The sequence below is a fragment of the Rhodococcus antarcticus genome, assembly GCF_026153295.1.
GTDB lineage: Bacteria > Actinomycetota > Actinomycetes > Mycobacteriales > Mycobacteriaceae > Rhodococcus_D > Rhodococcus_D antarcticus.
In genome coordinates, this window is sequence record NZ_CP110615.1 from 2,746,627 (window position 1) to 2,770,938 (window position 24,312).

A 24,312-nucleotide genomic window follows, 5' to 3' on the forward strand; every position below is an offset into this window, starting at 1 on the left:
TGCACGTCCGCCCGGACCCGCTGGGCGCGACGAGCACCGCCCTGGTCCACTGGACGGGTGCGCACACTGGTGACGGGCTCGACGGGGTACGTGGGTTCGCGGCTGGTGGCGGCGCTGCTGGGGGCGGGTCACGAGGTGCTGGCCACGGCGAGGCGTCCGGAACGGCTGACCGACTTCGACTTCGCCGGCTCCGCCACCTGCACGGACCTGGACGTGGACGACGCCGCGTCGTGCGCCCGCGCGCTGTCCGAGCACGGTCGGGTGGACGTGGCCTACTACCTGGTGCACGCCATCGGCGAGGACGGCTACGCCCGCACCGACGCCGACCGGGCCCGCAGGTTCGCCGGCGCCGCCCGCGCCGCGGGGGTCGGCCGCGTGGTCTACCTCGGCGGTCTGGTGCCCCCGGGCGAGGAGCTCTCCGAGCACCTGCGCAGCCGGGCCGAGGTGGGGGAGGTTCTCACCGAGCACGGTCCGGACCTGGTGTGGCTGCGCGCCGCGGTGGTGCTGGGGGCGGGCTCGGCGTCCTACGAGATCACCCGGTACATGGGCGACTGGCTGCCGGTGGTGCCGCTGCCCCCGTGGATGGACACCCTGGTCCAGCCCGTGGCCGTCGACGACGTGCTCCGCTACCTCCTGGCCGCCGTGGATCTGCCCCCCGGCTCCTACGACCTCGGCGGACCCGAGCGGCTGCCCTACGCGGAGCTGGTGCGCCGCTACGTCCGCACCGCCGGGCTGCGCCGGGTGATGCTGCCCACCCCGCCGGTGCCCACGCGGCTCGCGTCCTGGGTGGTGGCCCGGCTGACCCCGCTGCCGCCGGACATGGTGGCCGACCTGGTGCTCAGCCTCACCAACACCATGGTCGCCGACACCGGGGCGATCACCACGCTCGTGCCCGGGGAGCTCACCGGGATCGACGACGCCCTGGCCCGGGCCCGGGTGGGCTCGCACGCGCCGCGCAACCGGCTGCCCGGGGTGTGCGCGGCGCCCGACCCGCTGCAGCTGTGCCGCACGGACGCGCCCTGGTCCCACCGCCGCTGACCCGGTCCGCGGCCCGAGGTGCTCCGCGGGCGATGTCGCGCGGGGCTCAGGTGCGCAGCAGGGGGATGTCCAGCTCGGCCGGGGTGAGCGCCCCGTGGTGACCGACCAGCGCCGCCTCCCGCGGGTGCTTGGTCGCCGAGACCACGGCCAGGTCGTCCAGGGCGATCGCCAGCACGTCCCCGATCCGGGAGCGTGCCGCGGCCGTGACGCTCGGGCCGAACAGTCCCGCCCCCACCGCGTCGTCGCCGGTGCCCACCCACGCACGGGCGCCCAGCACACCCCGCCAGGTGTCGACCACGTCCCGGTCCGCCCCGCCCCGCACCCGCAGGTGCCGCACCCTGGGCTCGCCGGCCACGGCCAGCACCCCGTCGAGCAGACCGGGCGTCGTGTCGAGGTCCACCTTCGACTCCTCGGCGACCCGGACCATCCCGTGGTCGGCGGTGACGAGCAGGGTGGCCTCGGGAGGCAGGATCTCCGCCAGCCGCCGGGCCAGTCCGTCGACCAGGCGCAGCTGCTCGCACCAGGCCTCGCTGCCGGGACCGCGCACGTGGCCCACGGTGTCGAGCTCGCTGGTGTAGCAGTAGACGAGGCTGCGGTCGCCCCGGCGCACGGCCTCGCCCGCCTGGGCCAGGACGTCCCCGCCGCCCACCGCACCGGGGAACTCCGCCCCGCGCAGGACGGCCCGGGTGAGCCCGCTGCCGAGGAAGGCCGCGGGGGCGCACTGGGTCACGGCGATGCCGTCGGCCGCCGCCCGCTCGAAGATGGTGGTCGCGGGCTGCACGTCCTCGGGCGGCAGCTCGCGGCGCAGGTCGCGACCCGCCACGGACACGCCGTCCGGATCCCGCCCGCCCACCGTCGACCAGGCCAGCCAGCCCACCACCGCGTCGGCCTCGGGCAGCCAGGAGGTGTAGCCGGGCAGTCCGTGCTGGCCGGGGGTCAGGCCGGTCCCCCAGGAGGAGATGGAGGTGACCGTGGTGGTCGGGAAGCACGCGGTGAGCGGGGCCCCCGCCAGCGACGAGAGGAACGGGGCCAGCTCGGAGTGCTCGCGGAGCTGCTCGGACCCCATGCCGTCCACCAGCAGCACCACGACCCGGCGGAGATCGTGCAGCCCGAGGCCGGCACGCTCCCCCGGCACGCCGAGCCCGGCGAGCACGGCGGGCCCGAGATCGGCCAGGCTGTGCGAGCCGTACGCGGGGCACGGCAGGTCCAGCGGACGGGGAGTCACCGTCGTCACCCTGCCGGGACCTGCGGCCGCGCGCCAGGGGGCCCCGTCACCGCCACGCGAACACCGGCTGCTCGAGGTGTGCCACCCGGGTGGACCGCCCGTGCAGCGCCACCTCGCAGAACTGGTGGACGACGGCCGCGGTGGGGGCGTGCAGCATGCCGCCGAGCAGCGGCAGCTGGATCACCGGCGACTCCGACTCCGGGATGGTGAGCATCCGCGGCGGGACGTCGAGGTCGGCGACGGGCACCACGTGCACCCCGGCCACCTCGGCCTCCTGGGCGGCGAACACCCCGTCGGTCACCCCGCCCCACACCACCACCGGGCTCATCACGTACCCCGAGCGGGTGGGGTAGTCGTCGAGCAGCCCGAGCACCGACTCCGGCCCCAGCCGCACCCCGGTCTCCTCCTCGAGCTCGCGCAGCGCGGCCTGCGGCGCGGTCTCCCCCGGCTCGCGCCGCCCGCCCGGCAGCGCCCACTGTCCGGCGTGCGCCCGCATCCGGGGAGCGCGGCGGGTGATGAGCACGCTGGGTACGTCCGCGGCGATCAGGACGCACACGGCCACGCTGGCGGGACGCCGCCCGTCCAGCTCGACGGGCACGGGGCGGAACGCGGCGAGGTGCTCGGCCATCGTGCTGCGCATCGCTGCGCCGGGAACGGTCACCACCCCATCCTGCGCCTCGGCTCAGCCCCGGGCGGGCTGCTTCACGTTCTGCAGCCGCACCTGCCCGCGGGCCAGGGTGCGGCCCTGGTCGTCGGTCACGGTCACCAGCCACAGCTGCTGCACCCGTCCCTGCTGCAGCGGCTGCGCCACGACCTCGGCCCGCCCGCCCGTGGTGGCCCGCAGGAAGTCGGTGCTGTTGTTCACGCCCACCGCGAACTGGCCGTTCTCCGCCACGGCCAGGCTCGCACCGATGCTGGCCGCCGACTCCACCGCGGTCGTGTAGATCCCGCCGTGGACCACGCCCCACGGGGTGTGGTGCTCCGGGCCCAGGTCGAGGTGCCCGGTCACCCGGGTGCCGCTGACCTCGTCGAGCCGCAGGCCCGCCGCGGCCAGGAACGGGCTGGCGGCGTCGAGGGAGAGATCGGGCAGCGCGGGGTGGGTCACAGGTCCTCCTGGGGTCGGCCGCTGAGCGAGTACGAGTATCGGACCGACCCTAGCCCCTAGGCCGCAGGGCATACCTGCCCCGTCAAGGTGTGGCCCCGGGGCTGATGCCGGGCCGCCGGCGCCCTCCTAGCGTCGTGGGGGCAGGAGTTCCGGGAACGGCACGCGAGGAGCAGCAGATGATCGAGGTTGAGAACCTCAGCAAGCGCTACGGCGACAAGCTGGCGGTGGACGGGCTGGACTTCACCGTCCAGCCGGGCATCGTCACCGGCTTCCTGGGGCCCAACGGCGCCGGCAAGTCGACCACCATGCGGATGATCGCCGGGCTCGACGAGCCCACCAGCGGGCGCGTCCGGCTCAACGGGCAGGACTACCGCGCCAGCGCCGCCCCCATGGCCGAGCTGGGCATCCTGCTCGAGGCCCAGGCCGTGCACACCGGGCGCTCGGCCCGCAACCACCTCCTCGCCCTGGCCCAGACCAACGGCATCGGCGCCCGCCGGGTGGACGAGGTGCTGGACATGGTCGGCCTGCGCGAGGTCGGCGCCAAGCGGGTGGGTGGCTTCTCCCTCGGCATGGGCCAGCGGCTCGGTGTCGCCTCCGCCCTGCTCGGCGACCCGCGGGTCGTGGTGCTCGACGAGCCGGTCAACGGGCTCGACCCGGAGGGCGTGCTGTGGATCCGCACCCTGCTGCGGGCGCTGGCCGACGAGGGCCGCACCGTGTTCGTGTCGTCGCACCTCATGAGCGAGATGGCCCAGACCGCCGCGCGGCTCGTCGTCGTCGGCCGCGGCCGGCTCATCGCCGACACCACGGTGGACGAGTTCGTCGCCCGGGCGTCCGGGGGCGCGGTCACCGTGCGCACCCCCGAGGCCGCGACGCTCCGCGAGCTGTTGCTCGGACCGGACGTCACCGTCACCAGCGAGGTCTCCGACGTCCTGCTGGTGCACGGCCTCACCGCCGAGCAGATCGGCACTGCGGCGTGGCAGGCCCACCTGCCCGTCTTCGAGCTCTCCGCGCAGCAGGCCTCCCTGGAGGAGGCGTTCATGCAGCTCACCCAGGACGCGGTCGAGTACCGCTCCAGCGACGAGAAGAAGGTGGCGGCATGAGCAACGGGACGATCACCAGCCCCCCGACCGGAACCGCCGCGCGCACCGCCGGCTCGCTCAAGGTCACCCAGACCCGGGTGCTGCGCTCGGAGTGGACGAAGTTCCGCTCGCTGCGCTCCACCATCATCACCCTGCTGGTCGCCGTGGTGCTCACCATCGGGCTCGGGGCACTGTTCTCCGCCGTCACCGCCAGCCAGTTCGGCAAGTTCCGCCCCGCGGAGCAGGCGAGCTTCAACGCCGTCGCCACGAGCCTGGGGGGCATCACGTTCTCCCAGCTCGCCGTGGGCGTGCTCGGGGTCCTGCTGGTGACCGGCGAGTACAGCACCGGGATGATCCGGGCCTCGCTGACTGCGGTGCCGCGCCGGCTGCCCGTGCTGTGGGCCAAGCTCGCCGTGTTCGCCGCCGTGGTCCTCGTGGTCTCGCTCGTCGCGAGCTTCGTCTCGTTCTACCTGGGGCAGAGCCTGCTCAGCAGCAAGGGCCTCGACGCCTCGATCTCCGACCCGGGCTCCCTGCGCTCGGTCATCGGGTCCGCCCTGTACGTCACCGTGGCCGGGATGATCGGGGTCGCGCTGGGCACCCTGCTGCGCAACACCGCCGCCGGCATCTCCACCTTCGTCGGGCTGTTCTTCGTGGTGCCGCCGTTGACGATGCTGCTGCCGTCCTCGTGGACCTCGAGCTTCGTGCAGTACCTGCCCTCCAACGCGGGAGGTGCGCTGTTCGGCGACGTGCGGGGCGTCGCGAACCCGCTGTCACCGTGGACCGGTTTCGCCGTGCTCTGCGTGTGGGCCGTGGTGCTCGTCGGGGGCGCGGCGTACCGGATGCGCAAGGCCGACGCCTGACCGGTGAGACTGCACCCGTGAGCCCGGTCGTCGAGCACCCACCTGCGCACCTGCTGCGCCGGTGGGTGCTCGACGTCTCGGTGACCCTGGCGGTGGGGGCGCTCTCGCTGCCGCCGCTGTTCCGCGACGGACGAGCTCCCTCCACGGCCGCCCTGGTGCTGCTGGTGGTGCTCACCGTGCCGGTGGTGCTGCGGCGCCGGTACCCGGTGGCCGTGTTCGGGGTGACGCTGGTCGCCACCGTCGTCGGGACCGTCGCGGTGGACCAGCAGCTCGCGGGCCTGGCCGTCCTCGTCGCGCTGTACACCGTAGCCGCGCAACGGCCCCGGCGCGCCGCGCTGACGTGCGCCGCGCTGCTCGAAGCGGCAGCCGTCGTCGCTGCGCTGACCCCGTCCGAGCTCGACTGGTGGTTCGCGCTGCTGACGCTGTCCGGGCTGGTGGCCGCCGCGCTGGGACTGGGCCTGTTCACGGCCACCCGCCGCGCCTACCTCGCCGAGCTCCGCGACCGCGCCACCCGGCTCGAGCGTGAGCGCGACCAGCAGGGCGAGCTGGCGGCGGCCGCCGAGCGCAGCCGCATCGCCCGGGAGATCCACGACATCGTGGCCCACCACCTCACGGTCATCGTGGCGCTCAGCGACGGGGCCGTGGCCGCCTCGGCCGCCTCGCCCGCCCGGGCCGCCGAGGTCATGCGCACCGTCTCGGCCACCGGGCGCGAGGCGCTGACCGACACCCGGCGCCTGCTCGGAGTGCTCCGGGACGACAGCGCGGCCGCCGAAGACGGGGCCCAGGACACCGGCCACCGCCCGCACCGGCCCGCCCCCGACCTGCACGAGCTCGACGCCCTGGTCCATCGGGTCCGCGAGGCCGGGCTGCCCGTGGTGCACGAGGTGCAGGGCTCCGCCGGCCCCCTTGCCCCCGGCCTGCAGCTCACCGCCTACCGGGTGGTGCAGGAGGCGCTGACCAACTCCCTCAAGCACGCGGGCGCCGGGGCCAGCGCCACCGTGCGGCTGCGGCACACCCCGGACGAGCTGGCCGTGGAGGTCAGCGACGACGGGGCCGGCCGGCGGGGCGCACCGGTCGGGTCGGGCCGCGGGCTGGTGGGCATGCGGGAGCGGGTGGCCGCCTTCGGCGGCGAGGTGGAGGCCGGACCGCGCCCCGGGGGAGGGTGGGTGGTCACGGCACGGCTGCGGCCCGACGGTGCAGCGGTCCACCCGGTGGAGGTCGCGCGGTGATCCGGGTGCTGCTGGTCGACGACCAGTCCCTGCTGCGGCTCGGCTTCCGGCTGATCCTGGAGGCCGAGGGCGACATCGAGGTGGTGGGCGAGGCCGCCGACGGCGCGACCGGCGTGGCCATGACCGCCGCGACGAGCCCGGACGTGGTGCTCATGGACGTCCGGATGCCCGGCATGGACGGGATCGAGGCGACGGGCGCGATCGTGGCCGCGGGCGGGTCCGCCCGGGTGCTCATCCTCACCACGTTCGACGTGGACCAGTACGTGCACGACGGGCTGCGGGCCGGGGCCAGCGGGTTCCTGCTCAAGGACGTGCCCGCGGGCGACCTGGTGGCCGCGATCCGCACCGTGGCGGCCGGGGAGTCGGTGCTGGCGCCCACGGCCACCCGCCGCCTGATCGAGGCGCTGGTGCCGCTGCTGCCCTCCCCCGGGGCGTCCGACCGGGCCACCGCGCTGATGGAGGTGCTCACCGGGCGCGAGCGGGAGGTGTTCGGGCTGCTCGCCGCCGGGCGCTCCAACCGAGAGATCGCCGAGGCCCTGCACCTGTCCGAGGGCACGGTCAAGATCCACGTGGGGCGCGTGCTGGCCAAGCTCGAGCTGCGCGACCGGGTGCAGGCGGTGGTGCTGGGCTACGAGTCCGGCGTCGTCGCCCCCGGTTCCTGAGTGCGCCCTCGGGAACGGCAGGGCGCCGCGGTGTCGGTCCTCCCGGGTGAACCGACGGGGGCCGGCCGGGTTCGGTGCGTTGCGCGGTTCACGATGGATGATGTCCTGATGGACGGCACCCGCATCGACCGAGAGGTGCGGTCGTTGAGCGAGCTGGCCATCGGGGTGTTGAGCCTGGATGGTCGCTGGGTCCGGGTCGACGACCGGTTGTCGAGTGCCCTGGGCCGACCGCGGGAGTGGTTGTTGACCAACCCGGCGACCGCGGTGGTGCAGCCCGGGGACCGGGCCACGGCCGAGGCCGAGCTGGGCATGGTCCTGACGGGGGTGGCGGGGGACCGCAGCTGGGAGGCCAGGTGGGTCACCGCCGAGGGGTCGGTGCGTCGGGGCATGGTGACGGTGGCCCTGGTGCGCGACGGACAGGGTGTGCCGTCGCACGCGGTGGTGGTGCTGGCGGACGTGGATCGACGCGTCCGCGTCGTGACCGAGCTCGTCAACGCCGCCTCCCGGGACGACCTGACCGGCCTGCTCAACCGCGCCGGGGGCTACGCCGGGGTGCGGTCGTGGCTCGAGCAGCACCGGGCGGTGGGAGTGGTGTTCTGCGACCTCGACCGGTTCAAGGTGATCAACGACGCGCTGGGTCACCAGGTGGGCGACGAGGTGTTGGCGGCGGTGGCGGGGCGCCTGGCGGGTGCGGCGCCGCCCGGGGCGCTGGTGGCCCGGGTGGGTGGCGACGAGTTCCTCGTCGCGGTGCGCGACTGTGCCGACGACGGAGTGCTTCTCGCGGCCGCGACGCGGTTGTGCGAGGTGTTCACCGATCCGGTCAGCTGCGCCGGTCACCTGCTCGCGGTGGGGGTCTCGGCCGGCGCAGTGCTGGCGGCTCCCGGTGCGGACGTAGTCATGGCGGTGCGCGACGCCGATGTCGCGATGTACGTCGCCAAGCGCGGGCGGGGTGCTCGTGTCGTCCTCTACACCGACGCCATGGGGGCGGGGGCGCGACGGCGCCTGCAGGTGGAGACCGCGCTCCGGCAAGCGCTGGCGGCCCACCGCATCACGGTCGTCTACCAGCCGATGGTCCACCTGGACACCGGCCGCTGGGACGGTCTGGAGGTCCTCGCACGGTGGACCGACCCCGACCTCGGGGTGGTCAACCCGGGCGAGTTCATCGCGATCGCCAAGGATCTCGGGCTGATCCGCCAGCTCGCCCAGCAGGTCGTCCGCCTGGCCTTCACCGACCTCGCCGCCTGGTACGAGGCGGGCTGGGCCGATGGTCTTCGCTGTGGGTTGAACATCAGCGCGGGTGACCTCGCCGATGCCAGCCTGGTGAGCTGGATCGCGGACGTGGCCGAGCAGCACGGCATCAGCCCGTCCGTGCTCGCCCTAGAGGTCACCGACAACCCTGCTCCGAGCCGGGGAGGACGCGGTCGTCGTCCTGGAAGATCTCGCCGCGCTGGGTTCACGGGTCACCCCGGACGACTTCGGCACCGGGTACTCCCGTCTCGGCCATCTGCGGGAGCTCCCCGTGCGCGGCATCAAGATCGACCAGTCCCTCGTCAGCGGACCCCGCACACCGGGACCACGAGCATCCCTCCCGCCGACGGGGGCCCCGGACTCGCCGACGCCGCCCTGGTCACTGCGGTGGTCTCGCTGGCCAACGACCTCGACCTCCGCCTCCTGATCGAAGGTATCGAGACCCGGGCCCAGCACCACCAGGCCCGGGTCGCGGGCTGCCGGCTCGGGCAGGGCTACCTCTACGCCCGGCCCATGACTGGTCCTGACGTCGCCGAGCACCTGCTCGCCAGCGCCCCCACCTGCCGTGCGCCTCCCCCGGGACCAGCACGGGACCCCTGTGGGGTGACGCCACGGCCCACGACGTGACGGGGGCCGGTGTCCGAGCTCTTCCGCCTGACCCCGTGACGCCCCCGCCACCTCCCGGTGCGCCCTGGCGACGAGGCGGGCCCCGAGTGCGAGGTGCTCGCCGCGTGTGCCGCACGGATCACCTGGGGCCCCGGGGCGGTCAGCAGTCCGACAGCCCCCTGGACCCTGCAACCAGGCCTCTGCCCCAGGCTCCGCCTGGCGACGGCCGTCCCGAGCCTGCTCGATCGATCCTGGTGCCCCTCGGAGCCCGGCTCACGGTGGTGAGGTCTGGTCTGCCCGGGCGGCTGGGCCCCGCAACGTGGCGCTCCGCTGGCTCGTGTTTCGGTGCTGAGTGGTGCCGCCTGCTGTGATGGTCCGATGAGCTCGGACGAGTACCCACTGATCGACGCCAAGGACCATGGGGCGGTGTCGCTGTTCGAGCCGGAGAACCTGCTGCGGGAAGCGCGCCGTCAGCGGGACCTCCCCACCGCAGCAGTGCCCAGAGCATGTCTGCTGGATCCCGATGGTGACATCGTCCGCCATCTCGCAGCGGGGCCAGGTCGTCGCCATGCGGGGTGGGCCTGCTACCACACGGAGATGTGGGTGACCGATCTCGACGGTGTGGAGATCGGGGTGGTGGGCATGGCGGTGGGCGCACCCTTCGCGGTCCTGGTCGCTGAGCAACTGGCCGCGTCCGGCGCCGAGCTGGTCATCAGCATCACGTCCGCCGGTCAGATCGCCTCCCTTCCGACGGTTCCGTGCTTCGTGCTTCTCGAGCGTGCGCTGCGCGACGAGGGCACCAGTGCCCACTACCTCCCGCCGGCCCGGTGGAGCAACCTCGATGCCGGGCTCCTGACGCGGCTGGCCGGGGCCTTCGACCACCTCCCCGGACCCGTGCTGACCGGTGCCTCCTGGACGACCGATGCCCCCTACCGGGAGACCCGGTCCGCGATCGACGCCGCCGAACGCGCCGGAACAGTCTGCGTGGAGATGGAGGCGGCCGGGCTCTACGCCTACGCCGCCGCGCGCCGTCACCCGGTGGTGTGCCTGGCCCACGTCACCAACACCATGGCCACCGACGGCGACGACTTCGAGAAAGGCCTCGACAACGGGGTGCACGACGCCCTCGCCGTGGCCCGAGCCGTCGTCCTTGCCGTCGTGGTCCCGTGACCAGCGTGCCGTCATCGTCGTCACCGTCATGCAGGCACCGACCCCCGCCAGGCGGGCGGTGGTCGCGGTCTGGTCAGCAGGTCAGGCATCGTCCGATGGGGCCCTCGCGAGCCTCCGGGCCAGGTTGTCGACTCCGGCGACGACGACCTCCGGTGCGGCGGGGTTCGGCGGGTGCACATCCAGGGACGCCAACACCTCCAGAACCTGCTCCACGGCGGCGCGGTACCTGCGCCGCGCGTGGTGGACGATGGTGCTGCGAACAACGTCCGTCGCGATGGTCGCCGACGTGGCACGTCCGGTTCAGCCTCTGAGGGCGCGGCGCACTCGGCGCCCGAACACCTCCACGGCCACGCTGATGGCGAGCGAGGCGGCGAGCAGGGTCGTGATGACGGGGAAGCGGAAGGCGGCGAGGTTCTCCTGGAACAACCGGCCCAGCCCGGCGGCGCCGACGACGCCGACGACGGCGGTGTCGCGCACACAGATCTCGAAGCGGTACAGGGTGTACGTGACGAGCTGGTGTGACGACGGCGGCACCGTCGCCACCAGGGAGGACAGCCCACCTGCGATGCCGGAGCGGCGCAGCGCGTCCCGCGGCTGGACGTCGACGCTCTCCCACGCCTCGGCGACGAGGCGGCCGAGGATCCCGCCGGTGTAGAGCCCGAGGGCGAGCGCGCCGGGCAGCACGCCCGGGAACAGGGCCAGCAGTGCCACGACCGCCCAGATGGTCGGGGGTATCGAGCGCAGCACCAGCAGCACCGCGCGGGCGAACCACCAGAGCGCGGCCGGCAGCACGCCTCGGTTCCCGTGCGCTCTGGAGCGCGACGCCCAGGGACCGACCAGCAGGGTGATGCCGACGGCGACGACCATGGCGAGCACCGCCATCGCCAGGGTGTCGGCCACCGCGCCGAGCAGCGCCGACCATCCCCCACGGGGCAGCTTCGGCGGCCACAGGTCGCCGAGCAGGCGGGTGGTCAGCAGGTGTGTCCGGGGGGTGAACAGCCCGGACACCGAGACACCGGAGGCGAACCACGCCAGCACCGTCGCCGGGAGCACGGCGCGCGCCGACCACCGGGCCCACCGGGACCCGCCCGGCGCCCGGACGGCCGTGCCGGCCTGGGTGCCCCCCGACCAGTCCGAGCAGCTGACCAGGGCCAGGTCGGAACGAAGCCGGCTGCTCCACAGGTCCACGACCGCGGAGAGCAGGACCACCGCCCCGACCAGGGTCCACACCTCGCCCCACAGGCGGGCGGACAGGCTCACCACCAGCTCCTGGCCCAGCCCGCCGACCCCCACGATGCCGAGCAGCACCGTGGAGCGGATCGAGCACTCCAGGCGGTAGAACGAGTAGGAGATCAGCAGCGGGCCCGCGCCGGGGATGAGCCCGTAGGCCACGGCCGGCAGTCCCCGCACCCCGGCGCTGCGCAGCGCGCGCATCGGTCCGGGCGGCACCCCGTCGAGGGTCTCGCCGAAGACCTGCGCGGTCTGCGCCCCGAACGGCAGGGCGATCGCGAGGACCGCCACCAGTGGGTCCAGGCCCAGCACGCTGAGCAGCAGCAGGGCCCAGATCAGCTCGTGGACCGAGCGCACGGCGACCAGCAGCCCCCGCAGCACGAGTCGGACCGCGCGCACCGCCGCACCCGGCGCCGGTCCCCACACGGCGTCGCTGAGCACGAGCCCACCGACGCCGCCGACGATCAAGGCACCGGCGGCGCCGAGAACCGCGTAGGCGATGGTGATGCCGGTGGCCCGCAGCACCACCTTCAGGAAGTCGCCGCCCAGCGCCGGGTGCGCCACGGTGGCCAGCAGGTCTCCGAGCGGACCCAGCCCGCCCTGGTTGACCAGCGCCTCCCCCGCCGGGGCGGCCCGCTGCAACGCCCACAGGACAGGGACGACGACCACGAGCAGTGCGACCATCCGACGCAGCACCACCGCACGCCCCGAGGTCACCCGTCGGGTGCGGGGAACGCTGGGCAGTCCGCCCGAGGTCGGTCCGCGACCGCGCTGCGGGGACCGTGGTGCCGGGACCGGTTGCGGTGCTTGCAGCACCGGGCCGTGCGGCTCGCTCATGACAGCGCGTACAGCTTGTCGAGGAGCTCCTGGCCGAGCTCGTGGGCTGCCACGTCGAAGACCAGCTGCCCCTCGCGCAGGCCCAGCGCCCGGGTGCAGTGCGCGCGAGCCAGGGCTGGCTGGTGCAGGGTAACCAGCAGGGTCGCCGCGACGTCGACGTCCCGGATGCGACCCCCGAGCAGCTCGAGGACCTCGGCGGCACGGGTCGGGTCGAGGCTGGCGACGGGCTCGTCGGCGAGGACGAGGTCGGGCTGCTGGGCCAGCATGCGGGCGATGGCCACGCGTTGGCGTTCGCCACCGGAGAGCCGTTCGGTCCGCTCGTGCAACGCCCACCCCAGCCCGACCTGCCCCAGTGCGTCGCGGACGAGGTCGTCGGGGCGGGGCCACACCATCGACACCAGGGCCCGCGGGGTGCTCCAGCTACCGAGGCGCCCAGCGTTCACGTTGTGCAGCACACGGACCTGCTCGACGAGGTCGAGGCGCTGGCTGACAGTGCCCACGCGCCTCTGCACCCGCCGCAGTGCCCGGTCGGACAGCGCCGCCACGTCGTCCCCGAAGATCTCCACTGTGCCCTCGGTCGCGGCCACGGTCCCGTTCAGCATGCCGAGCAGGGTGGACTTGCCCGCCCCGCTGGAACCCAGGATCGCTACCCGCTCCCCCGCGCGCACCGTGAGGTCCAACGGTGCCAGCGCCAGGTGGGTGCCGAACCGCCGACCGGCGCCCCGCAACCGCACGACGGTGTCGGTGCTCACCCCAGCAGACCCTGGGCCTTCGCCACCGCCTCGATCTGGTCGTAGTTCGAGCTCTCGGTCGCGATGAACTTCGTGGCCCCGAACAGGTCCAGGACCTTCTTGTCGTCCGCGTTGGCCGTGTCCAGACCGAACAGCAGGTCGGTGACCTTCTGCTGGGTGCCGGCGCCGAAGGTCGTGTCCAGGTCCGGGCGGGCGAGCCAGTGGTAGTCGTGGTACCCCGGTGTGCGCCACAGGACCTTGACCGAGGACAGGTCGACCTTGCCCGCGGCGAGGGTCTTCTTCCAGACCTGCTCGTTGACCGCACCCACCTCGAAGCTGCCCGTGCGGACCGCCTCGATGGTCGCGTCGTGCGACCCGGAGAAACCCGGGGTGCCCTTCAGGGCGCTCTCGGCCAGCCCTGCCTGCTCCAGGAAGTACTGGGGCATCAGCCGGCCCGACGTCGAGGTCTCGCTGCCGAAGGTCAGGGTGTGCCCGGCGAGGGCGCTGAGCCCGCCCACGTCGGTGAACGGGGCGATCCCCGCCGAGCTGTTGGCGATGAACAGGGAGTGGAAGTCCGCGTCGATGTCGCGCTGGGCGATCGCAGGGGAGCCCGGCACCCGGGACCGGGCCTGCACCCCGGTGAGCCCCCCCATCCAGGCGAGGTGGATGTCGCCGATCTCGAAGGCCCGGACCACGGCGGTGTAGTCGGTGAGGGGCTTGTAGTCCACGGTCAGACCGGTGGCCTGCCCGAACCGGGTGGCGACCATCGGGTACAGCCGGTTGAGCAGCTCGGGGCTCTGGTCGGGGATCGCGGAGATCCCCAGGCTGGGCGGGGCACCACCGGCCCCACCGGACCCCGCGGCAGCGCCCCCGCCGCAGGCGGTCAGGGCCACCGCCCCACCGGCGGCGAGCAGGAACGAACGTCGGGTCACCGAGCTCACAGCAGTCCTCCAGGGGCAGGAACGGGGCACGATTGGCCGGCGCTCAGGCGCATCGGAACACCTCGCGCCCGCTGGCGGCTGCGGCGCCCTGGACCTCGAGGATGTCGCGGGCGACACCGAAGACCTCGCTCAGGGGAAGGGGTGCATCGGCGATGCGCATGTGGGGGTCGGTCACGGCGACGGGGTGCCACCACGCACCGTCGTTGGTGATGGTGGGCTCCGGCTCCAAGTTGTCCAGCGAGACGTGCATGCCCTGGTCGGCGAAGCCCTCCTGCGCCACCGGTCGGATCACCCGGTCCTCGGCCACGATGCCCACGCCGTCGAGCAGCCGGTGCAGAGCGGCCACCGCCGGGGGGTCCTCGTCCATCATGGTCGCGGCGATGCGGACCCGGAAGCCGAGCTCCTTGGCCAACGAGATCCCGGTCATGGCCCGCCCCCAGGACCCCGCCCCTCGCTGGGCGTCGTGGCCTTCCGCGGTCGCGGAGTCGAGGCTGACCTGGAGCACGACGGAGCGGTCCAGTCCCTCGAGGAGCTCGCGGCGGCGGCCCCGGCCGAACACCATCGCGTTGGTGAGGATGGTGCGGGTCAGCCCCTGCCCCGCGCCGACCAGCTCGTCCAGCTGGGGGTGCATGAAGGGTTCCCCGCCGGTGAGGAACAGCTCGCGGCCGCCCTGCTCGGCGAACTCCGCGAACACCGCGCGGGCCAGGCCGGGGTCGAGGCGGCGGGCATCAGCCTTGGGCGAGGACTCCGCGCAGCAGTACAGGCACGCCAGGTTGCAGTCGAAGTTGGTGTAGGCCCACAGCCTCGTGCCCAGCGGTGTCTTGTCGCCCACGCTGAACACGGTGCCCGAGGCCGACGGGTCACCGGTGGCGTCCCCGGCCCCCTTCTTGCGGACGGCGAACCACCACGGCCCCGTGGCGGTCTCCGAGGTCTCCGACGCGACGGTGTGCCCCACGAGGTCCGCCCACGCAGGCAGGTCGGTCACGACGCTGCCCTCCGCGCTGCGCACGGCCAGCAGGTCACCCGCCTCGAGGCGGCGCATGGCCCGGGTGATGAGCAGCAACAAGCCGCTCCCACAGTCCATGTCCCCGCCATCGACCACCGCCGACACCGGGCCCAGGGGAGTGGCAGTCGTGCTCGCAGCAGTTGTCGGTGACGTCACGGTGGTGACGGTAACCCGTCCACACGGCACCGCCGTCCGAACGGTCGCGCCGAGCGGAAACGATCTGGTGACGACCGGCGTCACCACCGCTGCCAGGCCGTAGCGTGGGCACCACCATGAACTCCACCCCGACGCGACCCGTTGACGCAGCGCAGCGCAGCGCCTTCTGGCAGGACGTGCACACCGACCACGACGTCGACGGGGTGTCCTGGTGGCAGTCGGTCCCCGAGCTCTCGCTGTCACTGGTCGACGCGACAGGAGTGGGGGTCGATCGGCCGATCATCGACGTCGGGGCGGGGTGGTCCACGCTGGTCGACCACCTCCTCGAGCTGGGCTACACCGACCTGACCGCCATCGACCTGTCCACCACGGCCCTGCAGGTGGTTCGCGACCGGCTCGGCCCCGCAGGCGAGGCGGTGGTGCTCCAGATGGCCGACGTGCTCGACCTGCACCCCGCCCGCCGCTACGCCCTCTGGCACGACCGGGCCGTCTACCACTTCCTCACCGAGCCCGACGAGCGCGAGGACTACCTGGCCTCCCTCGAGCGATGCCTCGAGCCCGGTGGGCACCTCGTCGTCGCCACCTTCGGCCCTGACGGACCCACGACCTGCAGCGGACTACCCATCGTCCGGTACACCCACGCCGAGCTGGCCGCGCAGTTCCCCACCTACGAGCTGCTCGGCACCGCCGGCGACGAGCACCACACCCCGTGGGGCGCCACCCAGCAGTTCACCGCCGTGCACCTACGCCGACCCACATGAGCCCGGCCAGAGCCACCACCACAGGCAACGTGCCGAACCGCCGCGGCCACCAGGTCCGAACTGGTCCCAACAGCAGGACCCTGACCGCGCCACCCGAGCAACTAACCCGAACGAGGTAGGACCATGGTCGAGACCACCCGCACCACCGAGGACACCGCGGCCGGTGCATCAACCTTTCGGCTCATGGGCCGCGCCTTCGTCGTCCTGCGCATCTTCACCGGCCTGGTGTTCCTCAGCAACGGGCTGGCCAAGGTCACCGGGGTCCAAGACGTCGACCTGGGCTTCTTCTCCTTCACCCTCATCAACCTCGGCGGGGCCAAGGGCCTGGCCGGCGGCGCCGCGGACAGCACCTACATCGCCCCGCTCAAAGCCTTCTACAACGACGTCGTGCTCCCCAACTGGGGCTTCTTCGGGGTCTTCCTGACCATCGCCGAGCTCGCCGTCGGCCTCGGCCTCATCTTCGGTGTCGCAACCCGCCTGGCCGCGGTCGGCGGCCTCCTGCTCATCGCCCCCATCTGGGTCATGAAGTGGCACACCGGGCTGTACCTGTGGGAGTACCCCGCCGAGGACCTGCTGCCCCTCGCCCTGCTCGCCACCATCCCCGCCGGACGCATCGCCGGCCTCGACGCACGCCTCGCCCCCCGCTTCCACCACCGCTGGCCTTTCTGATAGTCGCCAGCCTCCTGCAGAGCGTGACCGGGGCCGCTTGGACGTCATCCGCGTCGCTCGTGCTGCTGACCTGGGCCCGACGTCGAAGCGGGTCGCGGTGGACCTTGCAATCGGCGACTCGTGCTGACGAGCAGGTTGCTCGCAGCGGACCGGAAGAGGGCGCGAAGGCGGATCCGCCCCGGCGGAGCTGGCGTCATGAGCGCACTGCGGCCGTCAGGGTCGTCAGCTCACCGGAATGAGGTCCGGCCGCTGAGTTCTGGACGGCTGTGCTCGGCCACGCCGATCCCGCCGTTGCTTCGTGGGACGCCTCCTGCCGGTCAACCGCGAGGGCTCGACCGGGGTTGCCACGCCTGGATGGCTCGGGCCCGGTCGCCGACCCCGCCGCAGAAGTGACAGCAGCCCGGTTCGCCCCCGAGCCGGCGGTACGGGCCCTGGCCGAGGCCGCGCGCGGCGGCCTGTTCCTGGAGCTCGGCGCCCTGCGTGCTCAGTGGTTGAGGGCGGTGCCCAGGACGGTCGGGGCGACGGGGGGCACGTTCGGCCAGGCCATCGAGGAGTGGACTGCGCTGACGTCGAACCCGGCCGCTGCGAAGGCGACCCTGGTGTCGCGGCGGATCGAGCATCCCCCGGCGGCGCGTCCCCAGACCGGCTCGAGCAGCTGCTGGAGGCGGCCGACCCAGTGCCCCGGCGGGGCGGCGACGTGCTCCAGCAGGAGCAGCCGACCGCCGGGCACCAGCACACGCCGAAGCTCCGCCAGCGCCCTGGGCGGCTGCGCCACCGAGCAGAGCACGCAGGCGCAGAGAACCGCGTCGACCGAGCCGTCAGCGAGCGGCAGGGCGTGGGCATCGGCCGAGAGCAGCGTCACCGGCACCGGGCAGGCAGCCACCCGCCCGCGGGCGAGGGCGCGCATCGAGGGGTCGGGCTCGACGGCGACCACCGACATCACGGTGGCGGGCAGGTGGGCCAGGTCGTGGCCGGGTCCGAGGCCCAGGATCAGCAGCCGACCGCGCGCGTCGGCCAGGACCGACGCGCGCAGCTCGCCGTACCCGCTGCGTTCCCCGGCTGCGGCGACGAGCCGGTAGACCTGCACGAAGACCGGGTGGGCGTGCTCACGCTCACGGCTCATGAGACCGAGCATCGTCCTCGGCACCGGGATCGGTCTCATCGTCACCGGCCCGGGCCACAGCGAACCCCTGCTCACCCTGCACAAGGCCAGCTTCATCGCCTGGGTCGCGTTGATGACCATCCACGTCCTCGGCCACCTCGGGCACGCTGCCACCGCCTCGTGGCACGACCTTCGACCCGCACCGGGCGACGCCGCCGCGAAGCACCGCGCCATCCGCGCCGGAGTCCTCGTGGTCGCACTGCTCGCGGGGGTCGCCGCCGCCACCGCCCTCATGCCCCCAGCCACCGCGTGGACCACCCCCCGCCCCACCGTCCAGGTCCACCGGTGAGACCCGCAGACGCCCAGCCACCCCGACCACCGTGCGCCGTACCCCCTGGGTTGTGGTGCTCGACCGCCACCAGAACAAGACCTCGACGTCGGGGTCTGCTGCGCGCCGGCGTCGTCGACCTACCGGTGGCGCGCGGGGCGTCGCTCAGCAGCAGCCGCTGTTGCCGGCTGCGGCGCCACAGCAGCCACCACCGGTGGCCGGGTCGGCCTCGGTGCTCGTGGCGGCCTCGGTGCTCGTGGCGGGATCGGTGCTCGTGGTGGGGTCGGTGCCCACGGTGGGGCCGGTGCTCGTGGTGGGGTCGGTGCCCACGGTGGGGCCGTCGGTCAGGACGGTGTCGACCTCGTCCGGTTGCCCGCCGTGACCGGTGGCTGACGCCGTGTCCTGGGTGGCGCAGCAGCAGTTGGTGGTCTCGGAGAGTGCGAGGTTGTTCGGGGTGGACTGCTCGGTCGTCGTCATGACGCTCCTTAGCTAGATGAATGTCGATCGATACCGACTGTGACCCCTTCAGTCGACATATGTCAAGCCCTGAGTCGACATATGTCTACCTACGTGGCAGGGTGTCGAGGTGCCCAAAGCCCTGCCGATGCTGGACACCACGGCAGCGCTGTGCTGCTCGCCAATGGCCGCGGCGCCGCTCGACGAGGCCGACGCGCTCGGCATCGCACTGCGCCTCAAGGCGCTCGCCGACCCGGTGCGGGTGCGGCTGATGTCGCTGATCTACGCCCGCGCCCAGGACGGGATCTGCACCTGCGACCTGGCCCCGGCGGTGGGGGTCAGCGAGGCGACCGTGAGCCACCACCTCAAACAGCTCCGCGAGGCCGGGCTGATCGAGGGCACCCGCAAGGGCACCAACAACTACTACCGCCCGCGCCCTGAGTCCCTGGCCGCGCTGTGCCAGATCCTCAACCCCCGCTGCTCCTGCTGACACCACCTCCACATCACCACCCGGGACACCCCTGACCCGGCCCCGACCGGGATCGCAGCAGATCGGCGGGGTCGCGGGTGGCGTGGTGCAGCTCCACCGTCGGACGTCGCCCCCGCCGCACGGGGCCCCGACGGAGGCTGCGGGCTAGGACTGGCGAGCGGCGCGGGCCCGGGCGGCCTCGTCCTTGGCCCACAGCGCGTCGTCGAGCGCGCGCAGCGCCAGGATGTGCTTCTCGGCCTCGTCCTCGGTGTAGAACCACCGCGACACCTCGGCCTCGTCCGTGCCGACCAGGGTGCTGACCCGGTACACGCCGGACCAGCGGCCGTCGTGCTCCACGATCTCCGTCGTCACCCAGAAGGTCCCGTAGTCGGTGGGCCGGGACTGGGGCACGTAGTCACTCACACCCTCCATCTTGACCCAGGCCGCGCACCCGCCGCGCGCCACCCCGTCAGCCGAACACCGGCGGGCGGCGCTCGAGGAACGCGCGCACCCCCTCACGGCCGTCCGCGCTGGCCGCGCAGGCCGCGATGGAGGCGGCCTCGGCGGGCAGGTGCTCGCCCAGCGTCCGGCCGTCGGAGTCGCGCAGCAGCGCCTTGATCGCGGCGTGCGAGCCCCGCGGCCCGGCGGCCAGCGCGACGGCGACCGCGAGCGCTGTGGACCGCACCTCGTCGTCGGGCACCAGGCGGGTGAGCATCCCCCAGGCGTGCGCCTGCTCCCCCTCGACCACGGTGTCGGTCAGCAGCACGTCGCGCGCCCGCGCCACGCCGATCAGCCGCGGCAGGCTCCACGACATCCCGCCGTCGGGGGAGAACCCGATGCCGGGGTAGGCCGGGCGGAACCGGGTGCCGGGTCCGCCCACGATGACGTCGGCCGCCAGCGCCGTGCTCATCCCGGCGCCGGCCGCCCACCCGGTGACGGCCGCGACCACGGGCACGTCCGTGGCCACCAGCGCGAGCAGGAACCGGTGGAACGAGGTGGCCAGGTCACCGACGAGCTGCTGGGGGTCGGTGGCCGAGCCGAAGGCGCTCACGTCGCCCCCGGTGCAGAAGCTGGCCCCGCCCCCGTGCAGCAGGACCGCGCCGATGCCGGACGTGTCGCCCGCCAGGGTGGCCGCCACCTCGGCGAGGACGGGCCCGTCGAGGGAGCCGGCCCGGCCGGGCACCGAGATGGCGCAGTGCAGCACACCGTCGTCCAGGATCAGGGAACTGTCGCTCATGAGGCTCCTCAGCTTCGTCGCGGCCGCACGTGCGGACCGTGTCGTTCCGGCTTTGCGGCGGTGTGTGACCTGCTGCACAGTGCACTACATGAGCATCCTGGGCACGCGGGTCGTGCGCACCGAGGACCCCAAGTTCCTCACCACGGGCGGTACCTACACCGACGACCTGGTCGAGCCCGCGCTCGTCGGAGCGCTGCACCTCACCCTGGTGCGCTCCCCGGCCGCGCACGGCCGCATCGTCTCCGTCGACGTGTCCGACGCCCTGGCGGCACCCGGGGTGGTCGCGGTGGTCACCGCCGCCGACCTCACCGAGCTGGCGCCCATCCCGTCCGGGCTGCCGATGTTCAACCCGGAGATGCTGCGCCCGTGGCTCGCCTCGGAGGTGGTGCGCTTCGTCGGCGAGCCCATCGCCGCCGTCCTCACCGAGCAGCGCTACCAGGGCGAGGACGCCGCCGAGCTGGTGGCCGTGGACATCGAGAGCCTGCCCGCCGTCATCTCGCTGTCCGACGCCGCCTCCGACACGACGGTGCTGTTCCCCGCAGCCGGCACCAACACCGTGTGCACCTTCGGCGAGCCCACCCCGGCCGACTTCTTCGACGGCTGCGAGGTGGTGGTCACCCAGGACACCGTCAACCAGCGCGTGGCCCCGGTCCCGCTGGAGACCCGCGCCGCCTCGGCCGTGTGGGGCGAGGACGGCCGGGTGACCCTGTGGTGCTCCAACCAGGGCGCCCAGCAGGTCAAGGCGCAGGTCTCGGGCTGGCTCGGGATCGACCCGGAGACGGTGCACGTGAAGACCCCGGACGTCGGTGGCGGCTTCGGCGCGAAGATCGGGGCGGACCCGGAGTTCGCCCTGGTCGCGTGGCTGGCCCGGCACACCGGCCGGGCCGTGCGGTGGGCGGAGAGCCGCTCGGAGAACCTCACCGGACTGGTGCACGGCCGGGGCCAGGACCAGAAGGTCACCATCGGCGGGAGCCGGGACGGGAAGGTCACCGCCTACGCGCTGGAGATCCTGCAGGACGCCGGCGCCTACCCCCGCTCCGGCGCCGTGCTGCCCACCCTGACCATGCTCATGGCGCCGGGGGTGTACGCCATCGACGCCGTGCACGCCAGCGCCCGCAGCGTGGTCACCAACGCCACCTCCACCGCTGCCTACCGTGGCGCCGGCCGACCCGAGGCCACGGCCGCCATCGAGCGGGCCATGGACGTCTTCGCCGCCGAGATCGGCATGGACGCCACCGAGGTCCGCCGGATCAACCTGCTGGCCCCCTTCGACGCCCCGCACGCCAACGGGACCGGAGCCACCTACGACTCCGGCAACTACGTCGGCGCGCTGGACACCCTGCTCGCCGGCGCCGACTACGCCGCCCTGCGCAGCGAGCAGGCCGCCCGTCGCGACCGGGAGGACGTCCGCCAGCTCGGCATCGGGGTGAGCGTGTACGTCGAGATCACCGGCGCAGCCCCCAGCGGCACCGGGGAGGAGGCGCAGGTGGAGGTGCACGCCGACGGCACCGCCACCGTGCTCACGGGCACCTCTCCGCACGGGCAGGGCCACGGGACCGCCTGGGCGATGCTCGCCAGCGACCGGCTCGGCATCCCGATGGACAAGATCACGGTGATCCACGGTGACACCGACCTGGTGCCCTCGGGCGGCGGGACGATGGCCTCCCGCAGCCTGCAGCAGGGCGGCGCGGCGGTGCACCAGGCGGCCGGCGAGCTCGTCGAGCTGGCCCGCAAGCGCGCCGCCGAGGTGCTCGAGGCCAACCCCGACGACATCGTGGTCGACGCGGCGTTCGGTGGCCTCAAGGTCGCCGGGACCGACGTCGGCGTCACCTACGCCGACCTCGCCGCCGAGGACGCCTTGCTGGTGCGGACCACCTTCACGGCCAACGCCCCGACCTTCCCCTTCGGCGCCCACCTGGCCGTGGTGGAGGTCGACACCGGCACCGGCAAGGCCGTCCTGCAGCGCGTGGTCACCGTCGACGACGCCGGCCGGGTGCTCAACCCGCTGCTCGCGGAGGGCCAGCGGCACGGCGGGATCGCCCAGGGTGCCGCGCAGGCGCTGTTCGAGGAGGTCCTCTACGACGCCGACGGCAACCCGCTGACCTCCACCCTGGCCGACTACCCCATCCCGTCGGCGGCCGAGCTGCCCAGCTTCGAGCTGCTGGACATGGCCACCGAGACCCCGATGAACCCGTTGGGGGCCAAGGGGATCGGCGAGTCCGGCACGGTCGGCTCCACCCCCGCCATCCAGAGCGCGGTGATCGACGCCGTGTCCCACCTGGGTGTGCGCCACATCGACATGCCCACCACCCCGGAGAAGGTCTGGCTCGCCCTGCAGGCCGCCGCCGGCACAGCCGCTCGTGAAGGAGCCCACGCCTGATGGACGTCACCATGACCGTGAACGGGGTGGAGTCCACCCGCGACGTGGAGGCCCGCACCCTGCTGGTGCACCACCTCCGCGAGAACCTCGACCTGCGGGCGGCCAACGTCGGCTGCGACACGTCCTCCTGCGGGGCCTGCACCGTGCTGCTCGACGGCGAGGCCGTGAAGAGCTGCACCGTGCTCGCGGCCCAGGCCGCCGGCTCCGAGGTCACCACCGTGGAGGGTCTCGCCGCCGCCGACGGCACGATGCACCCCGTGCAGGCCGCGTTCCGCGCCGAGCACGGCCTGCAGTGCGGGTTCTGCACACCCGGCATGGTGATGGCCACGGTCAGCCTGCTGCGGGACAACCCCTCCCCCACCGAGCGCCAGGTGCGGGAGGGGCTGGAGGGCAACCTCTGCCGCTGCACCGGCTACCACAACATCGTCCGCGCGGCCCTGGCCGCTGCCGAGACCCAGAAGCCGGTGTCCGCGTGATCCCCGCCGGCTTCGACTACGTCCGCGCCGAGAGCGCGGAGCACGCCCTGGCCCTGCTGGCCGAGCACGGCGACGAGGCCAAGCTCCTCGCCGGCGGGCACTCCCTGCTGCCGCTGATGAAGCTGCGCCTGGCCGTGCCCGGGGTGCTGGTGGACATCGCCCACATCGACGAGCTCCGCTACATCCGCGTCGAGGGGGACGAGGTGGCCATCGGGGCGCTCACCCGCGACCGTGAGCTCGAGCGCTCCGAGCTGCTGCAGTCCGAGGTGCCGCTGCTCGCCCACGTCGCCGCGCAGGTGGGCGACCCCCAGGTCCGCGCCCGCGGCACCCTGGGTGGTTCGCTGGTGCACGGCGACTCCGCCTCCGACCTGCCCACGGCCGTCCTCGCCCTCGGCGGGAGCCTCGTGATCCAGGGACCCGCGGGCACCCGGACCGTCGCGGCCGGGGACTTCTTCCAGGGCTTCTTCACCACCGCCGTCGGCGAGGACGAGCTGCTCACCGAGATCCGGCTGCCCCGAACCGGCGGGCTCGGCTGGGCGTACGAGAAGTTCACCCGCCGCGCCAACGACTGGCCGATCGTCTCCGCCGCCGTCGTCGACGGGCGGGTGGCGCTGGCGAACTCCGGGCCCACGGTGCTGCGCGCGGCCGCGACCGAGGCGGCCCTGGCCTCCGGGGCGTCGAACGCCGACGCCGCCGCCGTCGCCGACGAGGGCACCAGCCCGTCGGCCGACATGCACGGCGGCGTCGAGTACCGCCGCCACCTCACCCGCACCCTCGTGGGCCGCGCCCTGGACACCGCGAGCGCGTAGGGCTGCGGCCGCACGGCGCACCCCGCTAGCGTCGGACCCGTGCCCGACCGCCCGCGCGACCCCGCCGGACGGCCGCTCAACGCCCGACCGCGCGACGAGCTCGGTCGGCCGCTGCCGCTCGGGTCGGTCGGCGTGCCCCGCATCGACGAGTCGGTCGTGCTCGCCCCCGGCGACGCGCTCGAGCAGGCTCAGCGGTTGCTCGACAGCGGACGGCCGTTCCACGCGCACGAGGTACTGGAGGGCGCCTGGAAGCAGGCCCCGGACGCCGAGCGCGAGCTCTGGCAGGGCCTCGCCCAGCTCGCCGTCGGCCTCACGCACCTGCTGCGCGGCAACACCTCCGGCGCGCGCACCGTCCTGGTGCGTGGTCGCGACCACGTGCAGCGCCACGCTGCGGACCCGCCGCACGGCATCGACGCCGACGGGCTCGTCCGCTGGGCCGACGAGGTGCTCGCCGGACGACACACCCACCCGCCCCGGCTGCGCTGAACCGCCCGCGCGCCGC

At 73.7% G+C, this 24,312-nt stretch carries 26 protein-coding genes; 15 read left to right on the forward strand and 11 right to left on the reverse strand.

Going from position 1 to position 24,312, the window contains the following annotated elements; genetic code table 11:
• The first annotated feature begins 57 nt into the window (after positions 1 to 57).
• Positions 58 to 1,038, forward strand: coding sequence for an NAD(P)H-binding protein (locus tag RHODO2019_RS13385; RefSeq protein WP_265382251.1), 981 nt, complete (start codon positions 58 to 60; stop codon positions 1,036 to 1,038).
• Positions 1,039 to 1,084: 46 nt separating this feature from the next.
• Here RHODO2019_RS13385 and RHODO2019_RS13390 read toward each other — a convergent pair whose 3' ends face one another.
• From RHODO2019_RS13390 to RHODO2019_RS13400, 3 genes are read right to left on the reverse strand one after another with little or no spacing between them, the layout of a single operon-like run.
• Positions 1,085 to 2,263, reverse strand: a complete 1,179-nt coding sequence (locus tag RHODO2019_RS13390; protein ID WP_265382252.1) for an alkaline phosphatase family protein — start codon at positions 2,261 to 2,263, stop codon at positions 1,085 to 1,087.
• Between the two features lie 46 nt (positions 2,264 to 2,309).
• Complete coding sequence (locus RHODO2019_RS13395; protein ID WP_354005539.1) at positions 2,310 to 2,924, reverse strand: NUDIX hydrolase; 615 nt, start codon at positions 2,922 to 2,924, stop codon at positions 2,310 to 2,312.
• Between the two features lie 21 nt (positions 2,925 to 2,945).
• Positions 2,946 to 3,353, reverse strand: a complete 408-nt coding sequence (locus tag RHODO2019_RS13400; RefSeq protein WP_265384779.1) for a PaaI family thioesterase — start codon at positions 3,351 to 3,353, stop codon at positions 2,946 to 2,948.
• Between the two features lie 191 nt (positions 3,354 to 3,544).
• On the opposite strand from RHODO2019_RS13400, the gene RHODO2019_RS13405 reads away from it, so the two are divergent.
• From RHODO2019_RS13405 to RHODO2019_RS13430, 6 genes are all read left to right on the forward strand, one after another.
• Positions 3,545 to 4,468, forward strand: coding sequence for an ABC transporter ATP-binding protein (locus RHODO2019_RS13405; protein WP_265382253.1), 924 nt, complete (start codon positions 3,545 to 3,547; stop codon positions 4,466 to 4,468).
• A complete protein-coding gene (locus RHODO2019_RS13410) occupies positions 4,465 to 5,307 on the forward strand; it encodes an ABC transporter permease subunit (protein WP_265382254.1) in 843 nt (280 codons plus the stop codon). The genes RHODO2019_RS13405 and RHODO2019_RS13410 overlap by 4 nt, the downstream gene beginning before the upstream one ends.
• A 17-nt stretch (positions 5,308 to 5,324) precedes the next feature.
• Positions 5,325 to 6,536, forward strand: coding sequence for a sensor histidine kinase (locus RHODO2019_RS13415; RefSeq protein WP_265382255.1), 1,212 nt, complete (start codon positions 5,325 to 5,327; stop codon positions 6,534 to 6,536).
• Complete coding sequence (locus tag RHODO2019_RS13420) at positions 6,533 to 7,198, forward strand: response regulator (RefSeq protein ID WP_265382256.1); 666 nt, start codon at positions 6,533 to 6,535, stop codon at positions 7,196 to 7,198. The genes RHODO2019_RS13415 and RHODO2019_RS13420 overlap by 4 nt, the downstream gene beginning before the upstream one ends.
• A gap of 93 nt (positions 7,199 to 7,291) precedes the next feature.
• Entirely contained in the window at positions 7,292 to 9,073 is a 1,782-nt protein-coding gene (locus RHODO2019_RS19425; RefSeq protein WP_265382257.1) for a putative bifunctional diguanylate cyclase/phosphodiesterase, read from the forward strand.
• A gap of 357 nt (positions 9,074 to 9,430) precedes the next feature.
• Complete coding sequence (locus RHODO2019_RS13430) at positions 9,431 to 10,222, forward strand: nucleoside phosphorylase (protein WP_265382258.1); 792 nt, start codon at positions 9,431 to 9,433, stop codon at positions 10,220 to 10,222.
• Between the two features lie 300 nt (positions 10,223 to 10,522).
• Here RHODO2019_RS13430 and RHODO2019_RS13435 read toward each other — a convergent pair whose 3' ends face one another.
• The 4 genes from RHODO2019_RS13435 to RHODO2019_RS13450 form a co-directional block, all read right to left on the reverse strand.
• The gene (locus tag RHODO2019_RS13435) at positions 10,523 to 12,136 is read right to left on the reverse strand and encodes a PhnE/PtxC family ABC transporter permease (RefSeq protein ID WP_265382259.1); all 1,614 of its coding nucleotides are present in this window, start codon (positions 12,134 to 12,136) and stop codon (positions 10,523 to 10,525) included.
• 149 nt (positions 12,137 to 12,285) lie between these two features.
• Positions 12,286 to 13,041, reverse strand: coding sequence for a phosphonate ABC transporter ATP-binding protein (locus RHODO2019_RS13440; protein WP_265382260.1), 756 nt, complete (start codon positions 13,039 to 13,041; stop codon positions 12,286 to 12,288).
• The gene (locus RHODO2019_RS13445) at positions 13,038 to 13,952 is read right to left on the reverse strand and encodes a putative selenate ABC transporter substrate-binding protein (protein ID WP_265382261.1); all 915 of its coding nucleotides are present in this window, start codon (positions 13,950 to 13,952) and stop codon (positions 13,038 to 13,040) included. The genes RHODO2019_RS13440 and RHODO2019_RS13445 overlap by 4 nt, the downstream gene beginning before the upstream one ends.
• A gap of 52 nt (positions 13,953 to 14,004) precedes the next feature.
• Positions 14,005 to 15,123 carry a radical SAM protein gene (locus RHODO2019_RS13450; RefSeq protein WP_265382262.1) on the reverse strand — a complete coding sequence of 373 codons (1,119 nt, stop codon included), beginning with the start codon at positions 15,121 to 15,123 and terminating at the stop codon, positions 14,005 to 14,007.
• A 116-nt stretch (positions 15,124 to 15,239) separates the two neighbouring features.
• On the opposite strand from RHODO2019_RS13450, the gene RHODO2019_RS13455 reads away from it, so the two are divergent.
• A complete protein-coding gene (locus RHODO2019_RS13455; protein ID WP_265382263.1) occupies positions 15,240 to 15,884 on the forward strand; it encodes a class I SAM-dependent methyltransferase in 645 nt (214 codons plus the stop codon).
• A gap of 123 nt (positions 15,885 to 16,007) precedes the next feature.
• Positions 16,008 to 16,553, forward strand: coding sequence for a DoxX family protein (locus RHODO2019_RS13460; RefSeq protein WP_265382264.1), 546 nt, complete (start codon positions 16,008 to 16,010; stop codon positions 16,551 to 16,553).
• A gap of 484 nt (positions 16,554 to 17,037) precedes the next feature.
• Here RHODO2019_RS13460 and RHODO2019_RS13465 read toward each other — a convergent pair whose 3' ends face one another.
• On the reverse strand, positions 17,038 to 17,676 hold the full coding sequence (locus RHODO2019_RS13465; protein ID WP_265382265.1) for a class I SAM-dependent methyltransferase: 639 nt from the start codon (positions 17,674 to 17,676) through the stop codon (positions 17,038 to 17,040).
• Between RHODO2019_RS13465 and RHODO2019_RS13470 the strand changes: the two genes are divergently transcribed.
• Positions 17,675 to 18,004 (forward strand): hypothetical protein, encoded by a 330-nt coding sequence (locus RHODO2019_RS13470; protein WP_265382266.1) that lies wholly within the window; start codon positions 17,675 to 17,677, stop codon positions 18,002 to 18,004. The genes RHODO2019_RS13465 and RHODO2019_RS13470 overlap by 2 nt on opposite strands.
• A 144-nt stretch (positions 18,005 to 18,148) precedes the next feature.
• Here the strand turns inward: RHODO2019_RS13470 and RHODO2019_RS13475 are convergent, their stop codons facing one another.
• Complete coding sequence (locus RHODO2019_RS13475) at positions 18,149 to 18,460, reverse strand: hypothetical protein (RefSeq protein WP_265382267.1); 312 nt, start codon at positions 18,458 to 18,460, stop codon at positions 18,149 to 18,151.
• Between the two features lie 109 nt (positions 18,461 to 18,569).
• On the opposite strand from RHODO2019_RS13475, the gene RHODO2019_RS13480 reads away from it, so the two are divergent.
• Positions 18,570 to 18,929 carry an Rv2640c family ArsR-like transcriptional regulator gene (locus tag RHODO2019_RS13480; protein ID WP_265382268.1) on the forward strand — a complete coding sequence of 120 codons (360 nt, stop codon included), beginning with the start codon at positions 18,570 to 18,572 and terminating at the stop codon, positions 18,927 to 18,929.
• 144 nt (positions 18,930 to 19,073) lie between these two features.
• Here RHODO2019_RS13480 and RHODO2019_RS13485 read toward each other — a convergent pair whose 3' ends face one another.
• Positions 19,074 to 19,331 (reverse strand): hypothetical protein, encoded by a 258-nt coding sequence (locus tag RHODO2019_RS13485; protein ID WP_265382269.1) that lies wholly within the window; start codon positions 19,329 to 19,331, stop codon positions 19,074 to 19,076.
• Positions 19,332 to 19,377: 46 nt separating this feature from the next.
• On the reverse strand, positions 19,378 to 20,157 hold the full coding sequence (locus tag RHODO2019_RS13490) for an enoyl-CoA hydratase/isomerase family protein (RefSeq protein ID WP_435532224.1): 780 nt from the start codon (positions 20,155 to 20,157) through the stop codon (positions 19,378 to 19,380).
• A 76-nt stretch (positions 20,158 to 20,233) separates the two neighbouring features.
• Here RHODO2019_RS13490 and RHODO2019_RS13495 point away from each other — a divergent pair, with 76 nt between their 5' ends.
• Genes RHODO2019_RS13495 through RHODO2019_RS13510 form a run of 4 tightly spaced genes read left to right on the forward strand, consistent with a single transcriptional unit; the run spans position 20,234 to position 24,296 of the window.
• Positions 20,234 to 22,525 carry a xanthine dehydrogenase family protein molybdopterin-binding subunit gene (locus tag RHODO2019_RS13495; protein ID WP_265382271.1) on the forward strand — a complete coding sequence of 764 codons (2,292 nt, stop codon included), beginning with the start codon at positions 20,234 to 20,236 and terminating at the stop codon, positions 22,523 to 22,525.
• A complete protein-coding gene (locus RHODO2019_RS13500) occupies positions 22,525 to 23,001 on the forward strand; it encodes a (2Fe-2S)-binding protein (protein WP_265382272.1) in 477 nt (158 codons plus the stop codon). Before RHODO2019_RS13495 ends, RHODO2019_RS13500 begins: the two co-directional genes overlap by 1 nt.
• Positions 22,998 to 23,810, forward strand: coding sequence for an FAD binding domain-containing protein (locus RHODO2019_RS13505; RefSeq protein ID WP_265382273.1), 813 nt, complete (start codon positions 22,998 to 23,000; stop codon positions 23,808 to 23,810). The genes RHODO2019_RS13500 and RHODO2019_RS13505 overlap by 4 nt, the downstream gene beginning before the upstream one ends.
• Before the next feature lie 39 nt (positions 23,811 to 23,849).
• Entirely contained in the window at positions 23,850 to 24,296 is a 447-nt protein-coding gene (locus RHODO2019_RS13510) for a DUF309 domain-containing protein (protein ID WP_265382274.1), read from the forward strand.
• The last annotated feature ends 16 nt before the right edge of the window (positions 24,297 to 24,312 follow it).

Coding starts and splice junctions, on each gene's coding strand:
- RHODO2019_RS19425 (WP_265382257.1), top strand. CDS start 7,292: ATGGATGATGTCCTGATGGACGGCACCCGCATCGACCGAGAGGTGCGG.
- RHODO2019_RS13455 (WP_265382263.1), top strand. CDS start 15,240: ATGAACTCCACCCCGACGCGACCCGTTGACGCAGCGCAGCGCAGCGCC.
- RHODO2019_RS13495 (WP_265382271.1), top strand. CDS start 20,234: ATGAGCATCCTGGGCACGCGGGTCGTGCGCACCGAGGACCCCAAGTTC.
- RHODO2019_RS13470 (WP_265382266.1), top strand. CDS start 17,675: ATGAGACCGAGCATCGTCCTCGGCACCGGGATCGGTCTCATCGTCACC.
- RHODO2019_RS13405 (WP_265382253.1), top strand. CDS start 3,545: ATGATCGAGGTTGAGAACCTCAGCAAGCGCTACGGCGACAAGCTGGCG.
- RHODO2019_RS13430 (WP_265382258.1), top strand. CDS start 9,431: ATGAGCTCGGACGAGTACCCACTGATCGACGCCAAGGACCATGGGGCG.
- RHODO2019_RS13435 (WP_265382259.1), bottom strand. CDS start 12,136: ATGGTCGCACTGCTCGTGGTCGTCGTCCCTGTCCTGTGGGCGTTGCAG.
- RHODO2019_RS13500 (WP_265382272.1), top strand. CDS start 22,525: ATGGACGTCACCATGACCGTGAACGGGGTGGAGTCCACCCGCGACGTG.
- RHODO2019_RS13465 (WP_265382265.1), bottom strand. CDS start 17,676: ATGAGCCGTGAGCGTGAGCACGCCCACCCGGTCTTCGTGCAGGTCTAC.
- RHODO2019_RS13410 (WP_265382254.1), top strand. CDS start 4,465: ATGAGCAACGGGACGATCACCAGCCCCCCGACCGGAACCGCCGCGCGC.
- RHODO2019_RS13475 (WP_265382267.1), bottom strand. CDS start 18,460: ATGACGACGACCGAGCAGTCCACCCCGAACAACCTCGCACTCTCCGAG.
- RHODO2019_RS13460 (WP_265382264.1), top strand. CDS start 16,008: ATGGTCGAGACCACCCGCACCACCGAGGACACCGCGGCCGGTGCATCA.